This is a genomic window from Rhizobium anhuiense, assembly GCF_003985145.1.
Lineage (GTDB): Bacteria > Pseudomonadota > Alphaproteobacteria > Rhizobiales > Rhizobiaceae > Rhizobium > Rhizobium anhuiense.
Window position 1 is genome coordinate 1 of record NZ_ML133538.1, and the last position, 17,413, is coordinate 17,413.

20 protein-coding genes are annotated in these 17,413 nt (G+C 61.0%); 13 read left to right on the forward strand and 7 right to left on the reverse strand.

Annotation, left to right across the window (positions count from 1 at the left end; translation table 11 throughout):
* From EEQ99_RS34925 to EEQ99_RS29700, 3 genes are all read left to right on the forward strand, one after another.
* Positions 1 to 240: hypothetical protein (locus tag EEQ99_RS34925; RefSeq protein WP_210212253.1), on the forward strand; the 240-nt coding region annotated here is incomplete at its 5' end.
* 115 nt (positions 241 to 355) lie between these two features.
* A complete protein-coding gene (locus EEQ99_RS34795) occupies positions 356 to 526 on the forward strand; it encodes a hypothetical protein (protein ID WP_164735988.1) in 171 nt (56 codons plus the stop codon).
* Positions 527 to 856: 330 nt separating this feature from the next.
* A complete protein-coding gene (locus tag EEQ99_RS29700) occupies positions 857 to 2,350 on the forward strand; it encodes an FAD-dependent monooxygenase (RefSeq protein WP_127431572.1) in 1,494 nt (497 codons plus the stop codon).
* A 26-nt stretch (positions 2,351 to 2,376) separates the two neighbouring features.
* Here EEQ99_RS29700 and EEQ99_RS29705 read toward each other — a convergent pair whose 3' ends face one another.
* Positions 2,377 to 3,114: a hypothetical protein gene (locus EEQ99_RS29705; protein ID WP_047615774.1), complete on the reverse strand. Its 738-nt coding sequence runs from the start codon at positions 3,112 to 3,114 to the stop codon at positions 2,377 to 2,379.
* A 511-nt stretch (positions 3,115 to 3,625) separates the two neighbouring features.
* A complete protein-coding gene (locus EEQ99_RS29710; protein WP_080759892.1) occupies positions 3,626 to 3,808 on the reverse strand; it encodes a hypothetical protein in 183 nt (60 codons plus the stop codon).
* Between the two features lie 317 nt (positions 3,809 to 4,125).
* On the opposite strand from EEQ99_RS29710, the gene EEQ99_RS29715 reads away from it, so the two are divergent.
* Positions 4,126 to 4,419 carry a DUF982 domain-containing protein gene (locus EEQ99_RS29715; protein ID WP_047615054.1) on the forward strand — a complete coding sequence of 98 codons (294 nt, stop codon included), beginning with the start codon at positions 4,126 to 4,128 and terminating at the stop codon, positions 4,417 to 4,419.
* Between the two features lie 172 nt (positions 4,420 to 4,591).
* On the opposite strand, the gene EEQ99_RS29720 is transcribed toward EEQ99_RS29715, so the two are convergent.
* Positions 4,592 to 5,419, reverse strand: coding sequence for a nickel-binding protein (locus EEQ99_RS29720; protein WP_028758097.1), 828 nt, complete (start codon positions 5,417 to 5,419; stop codon positions 4,592 to 4,594).
* 462 nt (positions 5,420 to 5,881) lie between these two features.
* Between EEQ99_RS29720 and EEQ99_RS29725 the strand changes: the two genes are divergently transcribed.
* The 3 genes from EEQ99_RS29725 to EEQ99_RS29735 all read left to right on the forward strand — a co-directional run bounded on the left by EEQ99_RS29725 (position 5,882) and on the right by EEQ99_RS29735 (position 6,712).
* Positions 5,882 to 6,139 carry a DUF982 domain-containing protein gene (locus EEQ99_RS29725; RefSeq protein WP_028758098.1) on the forward strand — a complete coding sequence of 86 codons (258 nt, stop codon included), beginning with the start codon at positions 5,882 to 5,884 and terminating at the stop codon, positions 6,137 to 6,139.
* Positions 6,140 to 6,260: 121 nt separating this feature from the next.
* Entirely contained in the window at positions 6,261 to 6,431 is a 171-nt protein-coding gene (locus EEQ99_RS29730; protein WP_164735986.1) for a hypothetical protein, read from the forward strand.
* Positions 6,431 to 6,712: a hypothetical protein gene (locus EEQ99_RS29735; RefSeq protein WP_028758099.1), complete on the forward strand. Its 282-nt coding sequence runs from the start codon at positions 6,431 to 6,433 to the stop codon at positions 6,710 to 6,712. Before EEQ99_RS29730 ends, EEQ99_RS29735 begins: the two co-directional genes overlap by 1 nt.
* 173 nt (positions 6,713 to 6,885) lie before the next feature.
* Here the strand turns inward: EEQ99_RS29735 and EEQ99_RS29740 are convergent, their stop codons facing one another.
* Entirely contained in the window at positions 6,886 to 8,379 is a 1,494-nt protein-coding gene (locus EEQ99_RS29740) for an FAD-dependent oxidoreductase (protein WP_127431573.1), read from the reverse strand.
* 44 nt (positions 8,380 to 8,423) lie between these two features.
* Between EEQ99_RS29740 and EEQ99_RS29745 the strand changes: the two genes are divergently transcribed.
* Positions 8,424 to 8,948: a MarR family winged helix-turn-helix transcriptional regulator gene (locus EEQ99_RS29745; protein ID WP_097544424.1), complete on the forward strand. Its 525-nt coding sequence runs from the start codon at positions 8,424 to 8,426 to the stop codon at positions 8,946 to 8,948.
* Between the two features lie 110 nt (positions 8,949 to 9,058).
* Positions 9,059 to 9,535: a DUF2938 domain-containing protein gene (locus EEQ99_RS29750; protein WP_127431574.1), complete on the forward strand. Its 477-nt coding sequence runs from the start codon at positions 9,059 to 9,061 to the stop codon at positions 9,533 to 9,535.
* 229 nt (positions 9,536 to 9,764) lie between these two features.
* Here EEQ99_RS29750 and EEQ99_RS29755 read toward each other — a convergent pair whose 3' ends face one another.
* Genes EEQ99_RS29755 through EEQ99_RS29765 form a run of 3 tightly spaced genes read right to left on the reverse strand, consistent with a single transcriptional unit; the run spans position 9,765 to position 12,759 of the window.
* A complete protein-coding gene (locus EEQ99_RS29755) occupies positions 9,765 to 10,406 on the reverse strand; it encodes a ThuA domain-containing protein (RefSeq protein WP_028758103.1) in 642 nt (213 codons plus the stop codon).
* Positions 10,407 to 10,424: 18 nt separating this feature from the next.
* Entirely contained in the window at positions 10,425 to 11,525 is a 1,101-nt protein-coding gene (locus tag EEQ99_RS29760; protein WP_127431575.1) for a Gfo/Idh/MocA family protein, read from the reverse strand.
* Between the two features lie 34 nt (positions 11,526 to 11,559).
* On the reverse strand, positions 11,560 to 12,759 hold the full coding sequence (locus tag EEQ99_RS29765) for an ROK family transcriptional regulator (protein ID WP_028758105.1): 1,200 nt from the start codon (positions 12,757 to 12,759) through the stop codon (positions 11,560 to 11,562).
* Positions 12,760 to 12,961: 202 nt separating this feature from the next.
* On the opposite strand from EEQ99_RS29765, the gene EEQ99_RS29770 reads away from it, so the two are divergent.
* The 4 genes from EEQ99_RS29770 to EEQ99_RS29785 all read left to right on the forward strand — a co-directional run bounded on the left by EEQ99_RS29770 (position 12,962) and on the right by EEQ99_RS29785 (position 17,238).
* Complete coding sequence (locus EEQ99_RS29770; protein WP_028758106.1) at positions 12,962 to 14,266, forward strand: ABC transporter substrate-binding protein; 1,305 nt, start codon at positions 12,962 to 12,964, stop codon at positions 14,264 to 14,266.
* A gap of 83 nt (positions 14,267 to 14,349) precedes the next feature.
* The gene (locus tag EEQ99_RS29775; protein ID WP_047615059.1) at positions 14,350 to 15,288 is read left to right on the forward strand and encodes a carbohydrate ABC transporter permease; all 939 of its coding nucleotides are present in this window, start codon (positions 14,350 to 14,352) and stop codon (positions 15,286 to 15,288) included.
* Positions 15,281 to 16,129, forward strand: a complete 849-nt coding sequence (locus EEQ99_RS29780; protein ID WP_003539503.1) for a carbohydrate ABC transporter permease — start codon at positions 15,281 to 15,283, stop codon at positions 16,127 to 16,129. Before EEQ99_RS29775 ends, EEQ99_RS29780 begins: the two co-directional genes overlap by 8 nt.
* 35 nt (positions 16,130 to 16,164) lie before the next feature.
* On the forward strand, positions 16,165 to 17,238 hold the full coding sequence (locus EEQ99_RS29785; RefSeq protein WP_127431576.1) for an ABC transporter ATP-binding protein: 1,074 nt from the start codon (positions 16,165 to 16,167) through the stop codon (positions 17,236 to 17,238).
* Positions 17,239 to 17,413: the final 175 nt, after the last annotated feature.

A 17,413-nucleotide genomic window follows, 5' to 3' on the forward strand; every position in this document is an offset into this window, starting at 1 on the left:
GACGTGATGCGGTGCTGCGCAGCCGAAATGGCTCCGCACCGCAACCCGCCGCTACCGCCCCGAACACAGCAACCCAAAACCGCCGGAGCGAACTCAAAACTGGATAAAACTTGGGGGCAAGGTCACCGACGTAAAGAGAAAAAGAAGTCCGCCGATGATGAGAGCGGCTCCGATCAGGATTGCCCACATGGTGACCTCCATAGAAACCAGGGTCTTGGGGTAAACCAGATCCGGACCTGATCGTTCCGTGAGTAGCTCCTCGCGTGAACAACCTCCACGGAAAGATTGACGCAAGCTCGCCGGAACCAAAAGCGCTCGCAGTGGATTTGACCGCTGAGCAATCTTGGAGATCCTGATGGACAAGACACCGATGACGACCATCCGCGGAATGATGCTGTACGTCATCGCTCTTCTCGTCTTGGGCATTCTGGCCGGCGCCGCCTACACGATCTATGGCCATCCCGCCGATCCGTCTGAGCGACCGGCAGCCGAGACGATTCCGGAAAAAGCCACGGCTCCGCAGTGAGATGCGCCGTACCAGCTCATGGATTGATCGCCGTGGGAATGATGACCGGGAAAGGTGCTTGCCAGATCCGGCGCGCACCTGGTCAGGTCGTGTTGAAAGGCCCGCGCTCCTCGGCAAAAGATCCGCAAGTGGCGACCAACATGGCTTTGGAAAGCAAGCCGGAAATCCTGTCGCAAGTCGTTCCAACCAGTCAGAAGATAATATTATAGGGAGAACAACCTGCGACAGAGAAAATCGGCACGTAGGTGGGATCATTTAGATTGCGAAGAAGCCGCCTGTCCGAGGCTTTGAGATATTGCATTGGGACACCAGGCCCAGGGGAGTTTGCGGATGAAAGAACATGTCGTCGTGATATCGGGAGCAGGTCCGACAGGCCTGATGCTGGCAGGCGAGTTGGCCTTGGCAGGCGTCGACGTGGCGATCGTCGAACGCCGTCCCAACCAGGAGCTTGCCGGTATGCGGGCCGGCGGTTTGAGTGCGCGCACGCTCGAGGTTCTCGATCAGCGTGGGATCGTCGACCGGTTCCTCGCCGAAGGGCAGATCGCCCAGGTTACGGGATTTGCGGTCACGCGTCTGGATATCAGCGATTTTCCGACCCGGCACAATTACGGGCTGGCGCTGCGGCAGAAGCATATCGAGCGCATTCTGGCCGGCTGGGTCGAGGAGCTGGCGGTGCCGATCTATCGCGCCCGTGATGTTACGGGTTTTGCTGAGGACGATATCGGCATCACCATCGAACTCTCCGACGGCGCCTCGCTCAGGGCAGGTTATCTCGTCGGCTGCGATGGTGGCCGCAGTCTGATTCGCAAGATTGCCGGCATAGAATTTCCAGGATGGGATGCGACGACCAGCAACATTCTCGCCGAAGCCGAGATGGAGGAGGAGCCGCCATTGGGCATCCATCGCACGGCCCTTGGCATGCATGCCTTCGGCCGGGAGGAATATGAAATTCGCGACGGCAAGGTCGTCTTTGCCAGTGAAGGCCCGATCAATGTCATGGTAACGGAAAAGACGGTCGGCGGCACGGGCGAACCGACGCTCAGCGATCTCAAGGAAGCCCTGATTGCCGCATGCGGGACAGATTATGGCATCCATAGCCTCAAGTGGATTTCCAGATTCACCGACATGTCGCGCCAGGCGGCGGCATACCGCGAGGGCAGGGTGTTCCTGGCCGGCGATGCCGCTCATGTGCATTCTCCGGTGGGCGGACAGGGCCTCAATACCGGTGTGCAGGATGCCGTCAATCTCGGTTGGAAGCTGGCCCAGGTGGTGAAAGGAATGTCGCCTGAAGCCCTGCTCGATACTTACCACGCCGAACGGCATCCGGTGGCCGCCCGGGTGTTGCGGGCTACGATGGCGCAGGTCGCGTTGCAACGGACGGACGATCGAACGGAAGCCTTGCGTGAGATGATAACGGAGCTCCTCGGCATGGAGGAGCCTCGCAAAAGGATCGCGGCCGAGATGTCCGGACTGGCGATTCATTACGATCTCGGCAAAGGCCATCCGCTGCTCGGCCGCCGCATGCCTGACCTTGAGCTCACCACGCCGGATGGTCCTTTGCGTCTCTTTACGCTCCTCCATAATGCACGGCCAGCGCTCGTGAATTTCGGCGCACCCGGCAGCGTCGACATCACGCCGTGGTCGGACCGCGTCACCTTGGTCGATGCCCGATATGACGGTCCATGGGAACTGCCTGCACTAGGCATTGTTTCCGCGCCGGCCGCGGTGTTGATCCGGCCCGATGGCTACGTAGCGTGGGTGGGTGACGGGACGCAGGATGGTCTGCAAGATGCGATGAATAGCTGGTTCGGACCAGCCGGCTAAGGACCGAGAATTCGTGAGCTGTTGGCCTATGCGGCGAGCGAAATCGAACCGCAATCCAAAATCGTCTCGGGCTCGGGCATCGGTTTGCCGCGGCGTTCCCAGGTGCGACGGCTGATGCCGAAAGCTTCCCAGGGGCGCGCTTGGCTAAGGGCGTTGGCAAGATAGTCAGCTCTGGGCAGCGCGCCTGCCGCACGCCGTCGCTCTTCTTTTCGGGCTCGGTCCCGCTGCCGCCGCTTTTCGTTTTGAAGTTTTGTTCTTTTCCGCTTCGGCACATCGAATGCACCGATAGTGCGAATGTCGAGCGCGCTCCGCTCGGAGTAACTCAGATGCAGGGCATGACCGAGAGCGTCGGCGGACAACGAGGAAAAACGCACCTTTGTCCGCTCGTAGATGATGTCCTCTATATCGGCTTTTCCAGCCCATGGAAGCCAGCGCGCCGACCAGCCAAGCACCACGTCGACGAACTCTTGCCTGAATTCGACGAACGCGAGGCTGGCGATCACCTCGACGTAGATCAATGCGTCATCCGCCTCCGGCACGATGTCGCCGTGACGATGCCTGATCAGTTTTTCGATCTCGCGCACCCGGCCCCGGAAATGGTTCCAGCGGCTGACCCGCATGCGTCGCTGTACGACCTTGTATCCCAGCAGGCAATCGCCGAGTTTGATGGTCGTAACATCCCGAGCAAGGCCATCCCGTTGATCCGCCTTTGCAGCCCGTTTCTCCGATTGAGCCGCTTCATCTGCGCCAATAAGACGATCCATCGAGTTCCCCTTGCGATCTGCCTCGGAGGCCGAAACGACGGATTGTAAAGGAAGTCGAAGGGGGTGATATGCACTCTTTACTCGGCATTCTGTGGATTGTGCGATGACCTCGACGCTTCCTAATTAAATGCAAAAGACATTGCAGTTGCACTCGGCGGAATCGCCGGGCGGAGAAAGCGCGGTCGAGCCGCCATGTTTACATCAGCGACGATCAGCGAAAGCCGAAGAAACTCAAAATCGCGAGTACGATAACGACAGCGCCGACAAGCCAGATCAAATTGTTCATGGGGAACCGTTCTCCTGTTAAATCGAGCCAACCGTGACCCGATGACGTAATGCGGGGCGGGGCTTGCGGTTCCCTAACCATTCCGATTGCTGCAGCGCGCCTTCTCTCGCGACGCAGTCGTTCAACGGCTGTTTTCTTGCAAAGCGGGGTTCAGTAGCTGCTTGCGCCTCGGCGGTTAGACAATCTCAGCAGCGAAGCGTTGAACGAATGTCGGCCGTCTGTGCTTCAATAGCTGCACGAGCGCGCATTGCCGGGTCTGAATCCACCCGCGCAGGCAGGGTTTATCGAGCTATCGCGTTGATATTGAAAATCCTGGTTGTCGGGCCTTGCCGTCGACGTGCAGGCAGAAGTAATCGTGGATGTACCGAGCAGCGCTGCGGCGGCTACAAATGAAAGAAATCGGTTCATTTGAACTTCTCCTTGCGAGATTGTCATGGTCGCAACCTATTATGCCAACACGAGCCTATACGAAAACTTCCGGCCGGCTTGATCACGCTCACTTGATCTGAAGCATTCGTTACATTGATCATTCGATCTCACTTCGTGATGCGTCGAGGCTCGATTGATGTTAAAATCTATTCTTCTTTAATCTAATCGGGCTATTCTGCCATTATGGAAGTAGTTTCAATGGCGTTTTGAGCGTGACGTAACCAATTTTGACTTGAATTAAACACGTTTTTTCAGTAAATTTATAGCATAAAAAGTATTATAAATGGGAGGATACTATGTCTTCAGCTCGGTTTGACCCGGTTTTGCTTCATCGCAAGCATTTCATCGATGAAATCACGTGCCTCGATGAAATCCTGGATTTCCTGGACGAATGGCCGGAGGACAAACGAGGTTTGGCATATGACACGCTGTTGAAGGCGTGCAGGGATACGGCCAGCGGCCGTTTCCCGCTGAGCGCCACGCGCGAGAATTTTCGGCGTTTTCTGAAAATGTCGGGCGTGCTGGCAAACGTCGAGGCTGCCCCCAAATTCGAGCGGTTGATGAACGAGCGAACTGTCGGCAATGCTTAGCAAGATATAGGCTCGTCAACGGGCCTATCCCGCAGGCGAGGGCGCGCCGTAACATCAGTTGCGGCGCGTTCTGGTCTCGGTATTTACGGATCTGACCATCGCCTATTTCTTGGCCACAAAGCACCGCGACAAGCACCTGTAAGAGGCAGGCGGTTGTCGGTTCTCAGCAGACTTAGGCCGCGCCCGCACTGGCCCAGTCGCATCGGAAGGCCAGCACAGGCTTCGAAAACCCTTTGAGCCGTCGGCGCGTTGCGTGACCGAAAAGATCGGCGGCGCCATATTCCCGAAAAATATTCTCCGAGACGAGGATCTGGTCGCTGGAGGCTGCTGCGCAGAGACGCGCGGCAAGTTGCACGGTCGAGCCGAAAAGGTCATTGCTGTCCTCCACTGGTTCGCCGCAATCCAGTCCGATGCGGATATGAATCGGCTCGGCGTTTCCGCCGTTGTAACGATCGAATTCGCGCTGAATCGCCATGGCGCATTCCACCGCTGCAGCCGTCGTGGCAAAGGCCGCCATGATGCCGTCGCCGGTGTGCTTCACTTCCCGGCCTGAATTCTGGCTGAGGCACCGGCGCACGATCGCGTCATGAGCCCGGACCATTTCGGTCGCCATGCGGTCGCCGAGGCGTGATGTCATCGCGGTCGAGCCGACGATATCGGTAAACAGGATTGCCCGGTGGCCGGGATCCACGTCGACAGAGGATTGGCCGGGCGCCGGCTCAGGATCGTGAATGCGGCCGAGGAAAGCCTCGACGGCTGACAAGGCGACCTCGACGATCTCGTTGGCGACGAAGCCGTGCGCCTCGCGATGGACACATTGCGCGGTTTCCGCGTCCGGCGCATCCACCAGGCAAAAGGCGGTTCCGCGCCGCTGATCGAACCAGTAGGTGAGGAACTTGACGCCGTACCGATCCTGAATGTCGAGATCCATGCGATGCGCCCGGGCGACGTCGGCGGCTGACGTTCCCTCGAGATAGTGCCGGTCCATGAAGATAGGCATCGCGCGCTCCTCCCAGATCCGCCGCGTGAGAGATGGACGGCATTGTACGACCTCGAGGCAACTCCGTCCATCTATGGCACAGTCAAGGAATGATCATAAATGCTCTTTCTTCCAGAAAAACATGGCGTTGCTGTAAACCATTTGGAGTATAGAAAGGAGATGTTTGAGTTTTAATCAGTCAACCCTGGATGTGAACCCGATTTTTACCATAATTGATCGATTAGTGGCTGATCGCAGGACTCTGGCGGCCGTTCAGCAGGCTTCAGGCGTTTCATCTTCAAGGACGCCGGGAGATCTGGCGGGCCGGGACACCGCAGGGCCGGGAGACTGAAGGGATGGAGAGACACGTCTGTTCCAACATCAAATCCGTGCAACACGCTTCGGCTGTACCTAGCCTGGCAACGGCACGCAAATTGCATCGCACTCATAAGCTCCACCGAAATTGGGAAAAGCTGTAGCAAAGTGAGACAGACGGCACATTTTCGACCGGTCGGCTTGGCCTCGATGGGGCTCGGTCATTATGCCGTTATCAACTCTGTGTGGGACGCCGCGCGTACGCTTTTGCACGACTGGCCCGTCGATGACGGCGAAGATTATCTCGAGGCCGTCAAGTCATGCCTGGATGCGATCATCGGCGATCTCCCGCCCGACGAAGTGCGGGCGGCATTCATCCGGGCGGCGCAGGAGGCGGGCATCGCCGTTATAGAGGCTGCGGACTGAATGTCTGCCGCGCCCAAGCCGCCAGCTTGATACGCCCGTCCCGAACCCGAAATCACCCCAGCGCTTGACTTCTTCGGCCAAAGTTCTATTTTAGAACAAAACAGGAACATTGGAGATGATCATGACGCATACGGAACAGGTGATCGCCAACGCCCTTGCGCTTGTCGAAGCGTCCCGCGCAGCGCGCGAGCGGGATCAGCTGCGGCGTGCCGCCTGGCAGAAGAAGGTCGAACTCAGCCGGCCGCTGCCGCCTTTGCCGCGTCCGGTTCAATTGCCGCTGGCGCTGAACTGATGCAGCCGGCAACGATCTTGGAACCCAATCGCGCAAGCACGAAACAGGCATTGTCCGACCGAGCTGGGCCTGATCAAGCCTCGTCGGATCAAGCTTGGCCCGATCAGGCTTGGGAAGTCGAAGCCGTGCTTGCCTGGCATGACGACAATGCCAAGGCGGCGATACGCTCGCTGCTCGACGACTGCAAACATCTCCGCCAGCAACTGGCGCTGGCGGAAAGCATGATGAGCCGCGGAATGGCCCGCGGTTGGACGCCGCGATACGAGCGCGACGCCCTCTGAAACGGAGGCGATCCGGAGCGCCAATCGGCCGCGTGACATGCGCCCGTTCCGAAAAACCCGCATAGGCGCACACATCCGGCTCGTCCGCGATCGCGGCGGTTTTCCCGCAGCCGGGGCTCCGCGCCGCCTGTTATCGGATCCGGCGATGACCCCGTGACTCTTTGAATTGGCGCCTATCCCGTCAGGCCGACATTCGCGAGATAGGCCTCCAGCGCCCACACATCCGCGGAGGCGACGATGGCGCCGACATAGCCGTCCGGACGCACGAGCACCCAGTCGCCCGCTGTGGGGGCATAGGCGTCACGGAAGTGCCCGCCGTCGTCTATCAGATCGCCGCCCCGCCCGATCCGGTGGATGTGCAGGCCTGTGCGCGGCGGCAAGGCGGCGTGCACTTCATAGCCGAGCAGCGTCCAGTGCGCGCCCTTGAACAGCTCGAACAGACGCACCGGCTGGCCGGCGGCGCCACGCATCGGCGCATCCGGCGCACGGTCGCCCGCAAGCAGGCCGCCATGTCGCTCCGGCTTTTCCAGCGCGAAGGAGGATTCGGGGTAGCCGATGTCGAGTTGATGGACCTCGCGGCCGCGCCGCATCTCGCCGCGTTTGAGAGCGTCGAGAAGACTGGTGGCGAGACCGAGCATCGTCGCTGCGACGGGGCGGCGCTCTTCCTCGTAGCTGTCGAGCAGCGCGTCGGGGGCGCCCGCTTCGACCGCCGCCAGTTTCCATCCGAGATTATAGGCGTCCTGAACGCTGGTATTGAGACCCTGTCCGCCGGTCGGCGGATGCGTATGGGCGGCATCGCCGACCAGGAAGACGCGGCCGAGCCGGTAGCGATCGGCAAGCCTTGCATTCATGTTGAAGGCCGAAGCCCATGAGACCGACTGGACCTCGATGTCGTCGCGGCCGCTGCGCTCCTTGACCAGAGCGGACAAGCCTGCCGCGGAAAGATCGACCTCGCCTTCGAGCGGGACGGGTGCCTGGATCTGGAACAGATCCGTTCCGGCGAGCGGGCAAATCGCAATCTGCCGCTGCATGTCACCTTGGCCGAAGCGATGCCATGCGTCGCGATCCAGTCCGGTCAGAAGGACATCGGCGACGATGGCGCGCACGCCGAGCGTCTTGCCGGGAAAGCCGATATCGAGCGCATGGCGCACGAAGCTGCGGCCGCCGTCGGCGCCGACCAGCCAGCGCACGCGGACGGTCTCTTCGCCGGATTGACCGCTGAGCCGCGCAGTCACGCCGGCCTCATCCTGTTCGAAGCCGATGAGTTCGCTGGCGAATTCGGGCCGGTGGCCAAGCTCGAGCAGGCGCCCGCGCATCACGCCTTCGGTGAGGAACTGCGGCACCATCAGCGGAAGATGATAGGGCTCGGCCGGCGTCGGCTCCTCACCCACCACGGCGTCGGATTCGCTGAAGCTGCCGTCATCTCGATATTCCCGCTGCCGGGGATAGGCGCCGCCGAGTGCGACGATCCGGTCGAGAATGCCGAGATCCTCGAAGACTTCCTGGGTTCGAGGCTGGATGCCCTTGCCGCGGGAACCGCGGAACGGGTCGTTCAATTTCTCGATCAGGCGGAAGGATACGCCGCGCCGCGCGAGCTCGATCGCCAGCGTCAGGCCGGCCGCACCGGCGCCCGATATCAGCACGTCGACTGTCGAATTCTCTGTCATTGTTTTCTCCATATGTGTATTATGCACATAATAGGAGAATCGGCATGGCGTCAATAAAGAATGTGCAAAATACACATATAAGCGAGAAGCTGCGCGAGTTGCATGGAGCATTGATCGAGATCGTCAGCGTCATGAACCGCCCGCAGCGCGACGAGCAGATGGTCCGCGAGGCGGGCATTTCGCTCGATCGCGCCCTGTTTCCGCTGCTGGTCACGATAGAGCGGCTCGGTCCCATCGGGGTGGTCGAACTCGCCGACCGCGCCGGACGCGACTACACCACCGTTAGCCGCCAGGTCGCCAAGCTCGAAAGCCTCGATCTGGTGGAGCGCCGCGGCAGTGCCGCCGACCGGCGCGTGCGCGAGGCGGTCATCAGCCCCAAGGGCAAGGCAATGACCGATCGCATCGATGTCGCCCGCGAGAGGATCGGCCGCGCCATCTTCGAGACCTGGGACGAGCAGGACTTCAATGAACTCGTGCGGCTCATGCGGAAGTTTGCAAAGGATATCAGCGGCGATATCGGCAGCAGCGCGGGGGAAACGCAGGGCGAGGGCGGACCGCAACCGGGTTAACCTCGGAATCCTTGCTTGATCTGGCGGTGAATTCACCGGAGCCATTGCGCCGACGCGTCTGCAATGGTTTTGTAGCCTCCTGCAATCGCAACGCTTTCCGGTGATTCCCAATGTTCGATATTCTGTGGCGCGGCCTGTTGATCGGCGCCGGCGCAACCATCCTCATGGACCTCTGGGCGATCCTGCTCACCCAGTTCGGCCAGGCGGCGCCCAACTGGGCACCGGTCGGCCGATGGTTCTGGCACCTTCGCCGCGGCAAAGTCTTTCACGACAGCATCGCCGATGCCGAGCCCTATGCCAATGAACTGGCGCTCGGCTGGATCAGCCATTACGCCGTCGGCATTCTCTATGGGGTGATCTTTGCCATCATCATGGGCTCGGCCTGGTTGGCGGCCCCGACATTTCTTCCCGCCTGGATCTTCGGCATCGTCACCGTCGGGGCAGGGTGGTTCTTGCTGCAACCGGGCCTCGGCATCGGCTGGGCCGCCTCCAAACACCCGACCCCGAACAAGGTCCGCTGCTTCAACCTGCTGGCTCATACGGTGTTTGCATTGGGGCTCTATGGGACTGCGCTGATTATTGGGTGAGCGCGGGGTCGGTTTGGTCCGGCCTAAGGGCTGCCCCTCACCCTAACCCTCTCCCCCTAAAGACGGGGAGAGGGGACGTGCCCTGCGAGAGCGAGGTGGGACGGATAGGTTGCGGCATGTCCCTTCGCCCCGCGAGCGGGGAGAAGGTGCCGGCAGGCGGATAAAGGGCAGGCGGCGATCATGGGGCGACGCAGAGCCCTTGCCAAAGGTCTCCCCAGACAGCCTCGCCTTACCGCGCCGCCCAGTTGGCGCCGCGGCGGAAGATGGTCTTCATCTGGGGCACGTCGAACTCCTTGGCCTGATGGCCGAGCGAGGAATAGAAGACGCGACCCTTGCCGTATTTCCGTTTCCAGACGACCGGCATGACGACGCCGTCGATCCAGTAGGCGTGCTCGCCGGTGAATTTCGTCGTCGCCAGAACCTCGTTCGAGGGGTCGACATGCATATAATATTGCTCTGACGTATAAGGGAAATCGGCGATCCCTTCGACGAGAGGGTCGTCGGGTCGGGTGATGTTGACGGTATAGTCGATGATGTTGCCGGGGTGAGCCACCCACTGGCCGCCGATGATGAACTGATAGTCGACGGAATCGCGGAAGGCATCGCCCGCACCGCCGTGATAGCCGGCAATGCCGACGCCGCTTTCGATTGCCGCGGCGAGGTTCTTCACCTCCTCCTTCTCGATCTTCGACATCGTCATGATCGGCACGACGAGGCTGAGATCATGGACGGAAGGATCGGCAAGCGCCTCGGTGCCGTGTTCGAGATAGACCTTGAAACCGTCTTCCTCGAGCATGGTCTTGATGATTTCGGCACATTCCTGCGGCTCATGCCCGCTCCAGCCGCCCCAGACGATCAGTGCTTCACGCATAGTCTTTCCTCCTGAATCTTATTTCGCCAGTCGTCCGTCGACGATGGAATCGGACAAGGGGGCAGGGCGCTCCGTTGCCGTGGTGATCGCCACCGTCCGGCCGGTCGCGGCTGCGGTATGGAACGCTTCCATGACTTCGAGCACGTGCAGCGCCAGATCGCCATTGGCCCGATGCGGCCGGTTGGAGCGGATCGCATGCGCCATGTCGGCGACGCCGAGCGAGCGATAATTGCCGTCGGCATAAGGCGCTGTGACCGGCTGGTCCTCGAACGAACCACCCTTCTTCAGATATTCCACCGGGCCGGCGAACTTGTTCGGATCGGGCACAAGAAGCGTGCCCTCGGTTCCGTAGATTTCGAGCGGCACATGCTTGTGGCCGGCGACATCGAAGCTCATGGCGATCTGGACGACGGCGCCGTTGGCAAAAGCCATCATGCCGGCAACATGGGTCGGCACATGCACGGGAATGCGCTCGCCATTGCGCGGTTCGCTTGATATCAGCCGTTCCGATCGCGGCGTCGTCGCAAAGCCTGCAACCTGCGCAACAGGTCCGAGAAGATTGACGAGATCGGTGATGTAATAGGGGCCCATGTCGAGCATCGGCCCGCCGCCGACTTCGTAAAAGAAGGCCGGGTTCGGATGCCAGCGCTCATGGCCCGGGCACATGAAGGTGGCCGAGCCGCCGACCGGCTGGCCGATGACGCCCTGGTCGATCAAGGCGCGGGCCGTCTGGTGGCCGCCGCCGAGGAAGGTGTCGGGAGCAGCGCCGATGCGCAGATTCCTGGCCTTGGCGGCCTCCGCCAATTTTTTCCCTTCCGCGAAATTAATCCCGAGCGGCTTTTCCGAATAGGTGTGCTTGCCGGCCTCGAGCGCCTGCAACGCCACCGCAACATGGGCCTTCGGGATCGTCAGGTTGACGATGATCTCGACCTTGGGGTCGGCGAAAAGCTCCTCGACCGATTTGACGGGAATGTTGAATTCCGCAGCTTTTGCTTCCGCCAGCTCCCGGTTGAGATCGGCGACGCCGCGAATATCCAGGATAGGGAAGGACGCCATCGCCGTGAGATAGGCGCCAGAAATATTGCCGCATCCGATGATGCCGATACCGACTTTGTCCATGAATTCCTCCATTCAATCTTGATTGTGCCGCCCGTCAGAGCGCCGGCCCTGTCGTGTTCCAGGGCGATTCGTAGAGTTCGTAGAGCGCCACCGCAGCCGCACCCTGCGCCCAGAAATCATCGCTCGAATCGTCGAAGACGAGTTCGCTCACGCCGCGCAGCGACGGCGGAATGGCGAGCGCATAGGCATCGCGCAGGCTGTTGAGGAAGGGTTCGCCGAGCGCCAGGCTCGACCCCACAAGAATGACCCGCGGCGGCGCAAACAGCGTGACGATATTGGCAATCGTCAATCCGACCGCCTCGCCGGCGCGGATGGCGGCGCTGATCAGCCGGTCGTCATCGGCCTTGATCAGGGCCTGGGCATGGTTCATGCCGCGCCCCAGACGGATCGCTTCGGCAAAGCGCCCGTCGGCCTGCTGTTCGCCGAGGATGGCACTTTCGCCGGCCTGGCTGAAAAGCCGCACGACGCCATTCGGCCCCATGCCGAGCACGAGGTCGCCGAGATTGTGGCTGAGACCGCCGGCGCCGCGAAACAGGCTGTTGCCGTGCAACACGCCGAGCCCCAGCGTCTGTTCCAGCGAAATCAGCACCATATCCTCGAGATCGCGTGCCTTGCCGAACCAGTGATGGCCAAGCGTGATGGCATGGGCGTCACTTTCGACAATGGTCGGCGTCGAAAGCCGCGCCGACATCTCGGCGGCGAAATCGACATTGGTGTCGCGAAATATCGGGCTGCTTCTGATGTAGCCGGTGCGGTGCTCGATGACGCCGGGAAAGCCGAGGCAGACGCTGTCAACATCCTCCAGCGACAGCCCGGCGTCGACGACGCAGCGCCTCACTCCATCCTCGACCAGATCGGCGATGACGCCGATCGGCTGCCGGTCGATGCGGATCGGCAGAGCGAGCTTCGACAGCACGTCGCCGCGGAAATTGGTGACGACGAAGACCATCCGGTTGGCGGCGATCTTGGCGCCCACCACGCGGGCTGCATCGGGATTGAGTTCCAGCATCACCCGCGGGCGCCCACGCACCGCCTCGTTGCGGATATCGCCTTCATGACGCGGCAGGATCAGCCCGTCGTCGAGCAGCGAGGCGGTGATGGCGGAAACGGTCGTGGTGGAGAGTTCGGTGCGCTCGCTGATCTCGATACGCGAGATCGGACCATGGCGCCGGACGGTATCGAGCACGTTCAAGCGATTGATCGCGCGCATTAATTCTGGATCTGCGGTCTTCATTGGGTCTAGCCAGGCGATCGTTTCGTTGGGTCGGGACCCAAATATTTTTAACGGGTTACGAAATAAATAGCGGGCAATTCGGCGGCTCTGTCAAGCGCATTTGATAAAAATACAGGCATTGGGTTGACATTGCGTCAAAGCTCCGTTGAATTAATCCGCATAGGGGAAAAATTGTGAGGACAGGCCCCTGGGAGGAAAAATCATGAATTTTATGTTGAAGAGCGCCGGTCTCGGCGGCAGACGCATCGCATCCATGGCCGCGGCAGCCGGCATGTTGCTGGCCGGGGCAGGTGCGGCCTCGGCGACGACGGTGGTCAAGTGGCTGCATCTCGAGCTCGACCCCAAATACGTCGCGGCCTGGGAAGACATCGTCAAGAAATACGAAGCCCAGCATCCCGACGTCGACATCCAGATGCAGTTTCTCGAAAACGAGGCCTTCAAGGCCAAGCTGCCGACCTTGCTGCAGTCCGACGACGTGCCGGATTTCTTCTTCAGCTGGGGCGGCGGCGTCCTGAAGCAGCAATCCGAGACCGGCGCGCTCCAGGATGTGACAGCGGCACTCGATGCCGATGGCGGCAAGCTGCGCAGCGCTTATAGCCCGGCTTCGGTCAGCGGCCTGACATTCGACGGCAAGACCTGGGCCATTCCCTACAAGGTCGGCCTGGTCAGCTTTTTCTACAACAAGGAACTGTTCGCCAAGGCAGGGGTGAAGGCCGAGGACATCAAGAACTGGGCTGATTTTCTGGACACGGTGAAGAAGATCAAGGCGGCCGGCATCGTGCCGATCGCCGGCGGCGGCGGTGAGAAGTGGCCGATCCACTTCTACTGGAGCTATCTCGTCATGCGCGAAGGCGGCCAGAAGGTCTTCGAAGCGGCCAAGACGGGGCAGGGCGAAGGTTTCCTCGATCCGGCGATCATCAAGGCCGGCGACGATCTCGCCGAACTCGGAAAGCTCGAACCTTTCCAGCCCGGCTATCTCGGTTCGACCTGGCCGCAGGCGCTCGGAGTTTTCGGTGACGGCAAGGCTGCGATCATCCTCGGCTTTGAAAATACCGAGGCCAATCAGCGCAAGAATGCCGGCGACGGCAAGGGCCTCGCACCCGACAATATCGGCCGTTTCGCCTTCCCGGCGGTCGATGGCGGCGCCGGTAAGCCGACGGATACGCTCGGCGGTCTGAACGGCTGGGCCGTCACCAAGAAGGCCTCCAAGGAAGCGATCGATTTCCTCGCTTTCCTGACGAGTGCGGACAACGAGCGGGCGATGGCCAAGGCCGGCATGCTGCTGCCCGTTGCCGTCGGCGCCGGTGACGGCGTCACCAACCCGCTGCTTGCCGAATCGGCCAAACAGCTTGCCGGCTCGACCTGGCATCAGAACTATTTCGACCAGGATCTCGGCGCGGCCGTTGGCCGTGTCGTCAACGACGTGTCGGTGGAAATCGTCTCCGGTCAGATGAATTCCAAGGACGGCGCCCAGATGATCCAGGACGCTTTCGAACTGGAGCAATAACCAGCGCCTGCAGACCCTTCCTGGCGCTCCGCTAAAATTCGGAGCGCCAGCATTGCTGCCGACGAGATGCGAAAGCAGGAACCATGGCCAATATCTCAGTCCCATCGATAACGACGGCCGCAAGGCCGGCAAGAAAAGCCGCAAACAGCAGGAGCTCGGTCGCCCATGACCGGCTGACGGTGCTTTTGATCTTCCTGCCGCCGGCGCTGCTGCTTTTCACCCTCTTCGTCATCATGCCGATGGGCGAGGCGGCCTGGTACAGCCTCTACAAGTGGAATGGTTACGGCACGCCGACGGAGTTCATCGCGCTCCGCAATTTCCAGGTTCTGTTTCGAAATGCGGCTTTCACCCAGGCGCTGGTCAATAACGGCCTGATCATCGTCATCTCGATCTGCATCCAGGTGCCGCTCGCCATTTGGCTGGCGACCATGCTGGCGCATCGCATTCCGGGCGTCGTCGGCTACCGCCTGATCTTCTTCCTGCCCTACGTGCTGGCAGACGTTGCCGCGGGTCTTATCTGGCGCTTCGTCTATGATGGCGATTACGGCCTGTTTGCCGCCGTTTCCAACTTCTTCGGCTTCGCCAACCCTTACGTGCTCGCCGACAAGGACGTGGCGATCTATGCTGTGCTTGGGGTCATCGTCTGGAAATATTTCGGCTTCCACATGATGCTGTTCATCGCCGGCCTGCAATCCGTCGACAAAAGCGTGCTGGAGGCCGCCGAAATCGACGGCGCCACCGGCTGGCAGAAGTTCCGTTACGTCACGCTGCCGCTGCTCGGCTCGACCTTGCGTCTTTCGATCTTCTTTGCCGTCGTCGGCTCGCTGCAGCTCTTCGACATGATCATGCCGCTGACCGGCGGCGGGCCGTCCAACTCCACCCAGACGATGGTCACCTTCCTCTACACCTATGGCGTCATGCGCATGCAGGTCGGCCTCGGCAGCGCCGTCGGTGTCGTGCTCTTCGTCATCTGCGTGACGCTCGCCTTCGGTTACAAAAGGATTTTCATGCGCCATGACTGATATGAGCTCTTCCATCCGCATGAGCACGTCCACGCGCGTCTATCTCTACGTGTCGCTGAGCCTGATTGCCGCAATCGTGCTGGTGCCGCTGCTGACGACCGCACTCGGCGGCTTCAAGACGCTGGGTGACCTGCGCACCAATCCCTTCGGCCTGCCGACGGAGTGGCAATGGGCGAACTATACCGATATTCTTTTCGGTGAGCGCTACTGGCTGCAGATCGGCAATTCGCTGGTGATCGCGTCGCTCACCGTCCTCCTGACGCTGATCGTCTCGTCGATGGCGGCTTTCGCCTTTGCCCATGTCCGGTTTTTCGGATCGTCGTTCCTGCTCAATTATTTCCTGCTCGGCCTGATGTTTCCGGCGGCGACCGCGATCCTGCCGCTCTTCATCCGCATCCGCGATCTCGGCCTGCTCGATACCTATTGGGGCGTGGTGCTGCCGCAGGTGGCCTTCGGCCTTGGCATGAGCATCCTGCTGTTTCGAAACTATTTCCGCAACCTTCCGGAAGAATTGTTTCAGGCGGCCTTCGTCGACGGTTGCGGCTATCTCCGCTTCTTCTGGCATATCTCGCTGCCGCTTTCCCGGCCGATCGTCGCCACCGTCAGCATCATTTCCTTCGTCGGCAGCTGGAACAGCTACATCCTGCCGCTGATCATGCTGAACTCGGAATCGAAATATCCCTGGCCGCTCGGCATCATGGTCTATCGCGGCGAATATGGCACGGAATGGCAGCTGGTCCTGGCCTTCATCACGCTGACCATCCTTCCCACCATCATCGTCTTTTTCGTCGCCCAGAGACACATCATCGCCGGTTTGACCGCCGGCGCCGTCAAGTCCTGAGCCGAACCATTGCCCAAACCATTGGAGCTGCAATCATGGCATCCGTTCAACTCACCGATATCAGCAAGACCTATGGCGCCGTCGACGTCATCCACGGCATTTCGCTTCATATCGAGGATGGGGAATTTGTCGCCCTTGTCGGGCCGTCCGGTTGCGGGAAATCGACACTGCTTCGGATGATCGCCGGCCTCGAGGAGATCACCGATGGCGAGATCGCCATCGGCGGCAAGGTCGTCAACGCCATGACGCCGCGCGAACGCAACATCGCCATGGTCTTCCAGTCCTATGCGCTCTATCCGCACATGACCGTGGCTGAAAACATGGGCTTCAATCTGAAGCTCGCCGGCGTTGCCAAACCCCAGATCGAGACCCGGGTGGCGGAGGCCGCCCGCATGCTGGATCTCGCCGAGCTCCTCGACCGCAAGCCGGCCCAGCTTTCCGGCGGCCAGCGTCAGCGTGTCGCCATGGGCCGCGCCGTCGTGCGCAATCCCGCCGTCTTCCTGTTCGACGAGCCGCTCTCCAACCTCGATGCCAAGCTGCGCGTGCAGATGCGCTCGGAAATCAAGACGCTGCACCAGAAGGTCAGGACGACCTCTATCTACGTCACCCACGACCAGATCGAAGCGATGACGCTGGCCGACCGCATCGTCGTGCTCAATCAGGGCAGGGTGGAGCAGCAGGGCACGCCGCTCGAACTCTACCGCAAGCCCGCCAATCTCTTCGTCGCCGCCTTCATTGGATCGCCGGCGATGAACATGCTGGACGGCACGGTGGACGGCGAAAACGGTGAACCCGCCGCCCGTCTCGAGGACGGCACGGCAATCCGCATCGCCCCCGACCGCAAGGTCAGGCCCGGCCAGGCCATCACCATCGGCCTGCGCCCCGAACATCTCGTTCCCGGCATATCAGCCGGCACGCCGCTCGCCGGCCGCACGATGCTGGTGGAACCCACCGGCGCCCAGACCCATGTCGTCTTCGACCTCGCCGGCCAGCAGGTGACCGCCATCGTCGACGGCGAATATCGCGCCCGTTACGGCGCCGTCTTCGAGGCGAGTATTACAAGCGATCAGGTGCATGTCTTCGATCGCGGCACTGGTGTGGCGCTGTAGCGAATCCTCGGCCCAGGAGATCGCCGATAGCAGCCCCTTGCATGTTCAATTTGCGCTGATTGTTGGATGATCGGTCCGCACTCCGGCGGATGGCGATCCGCCGGAGTGCGGACGGGCGGGCCGGCCCCGCCGCCCGCGGCCCCGCGAAATTAAAGACGCCCCCAACGGACTCAGC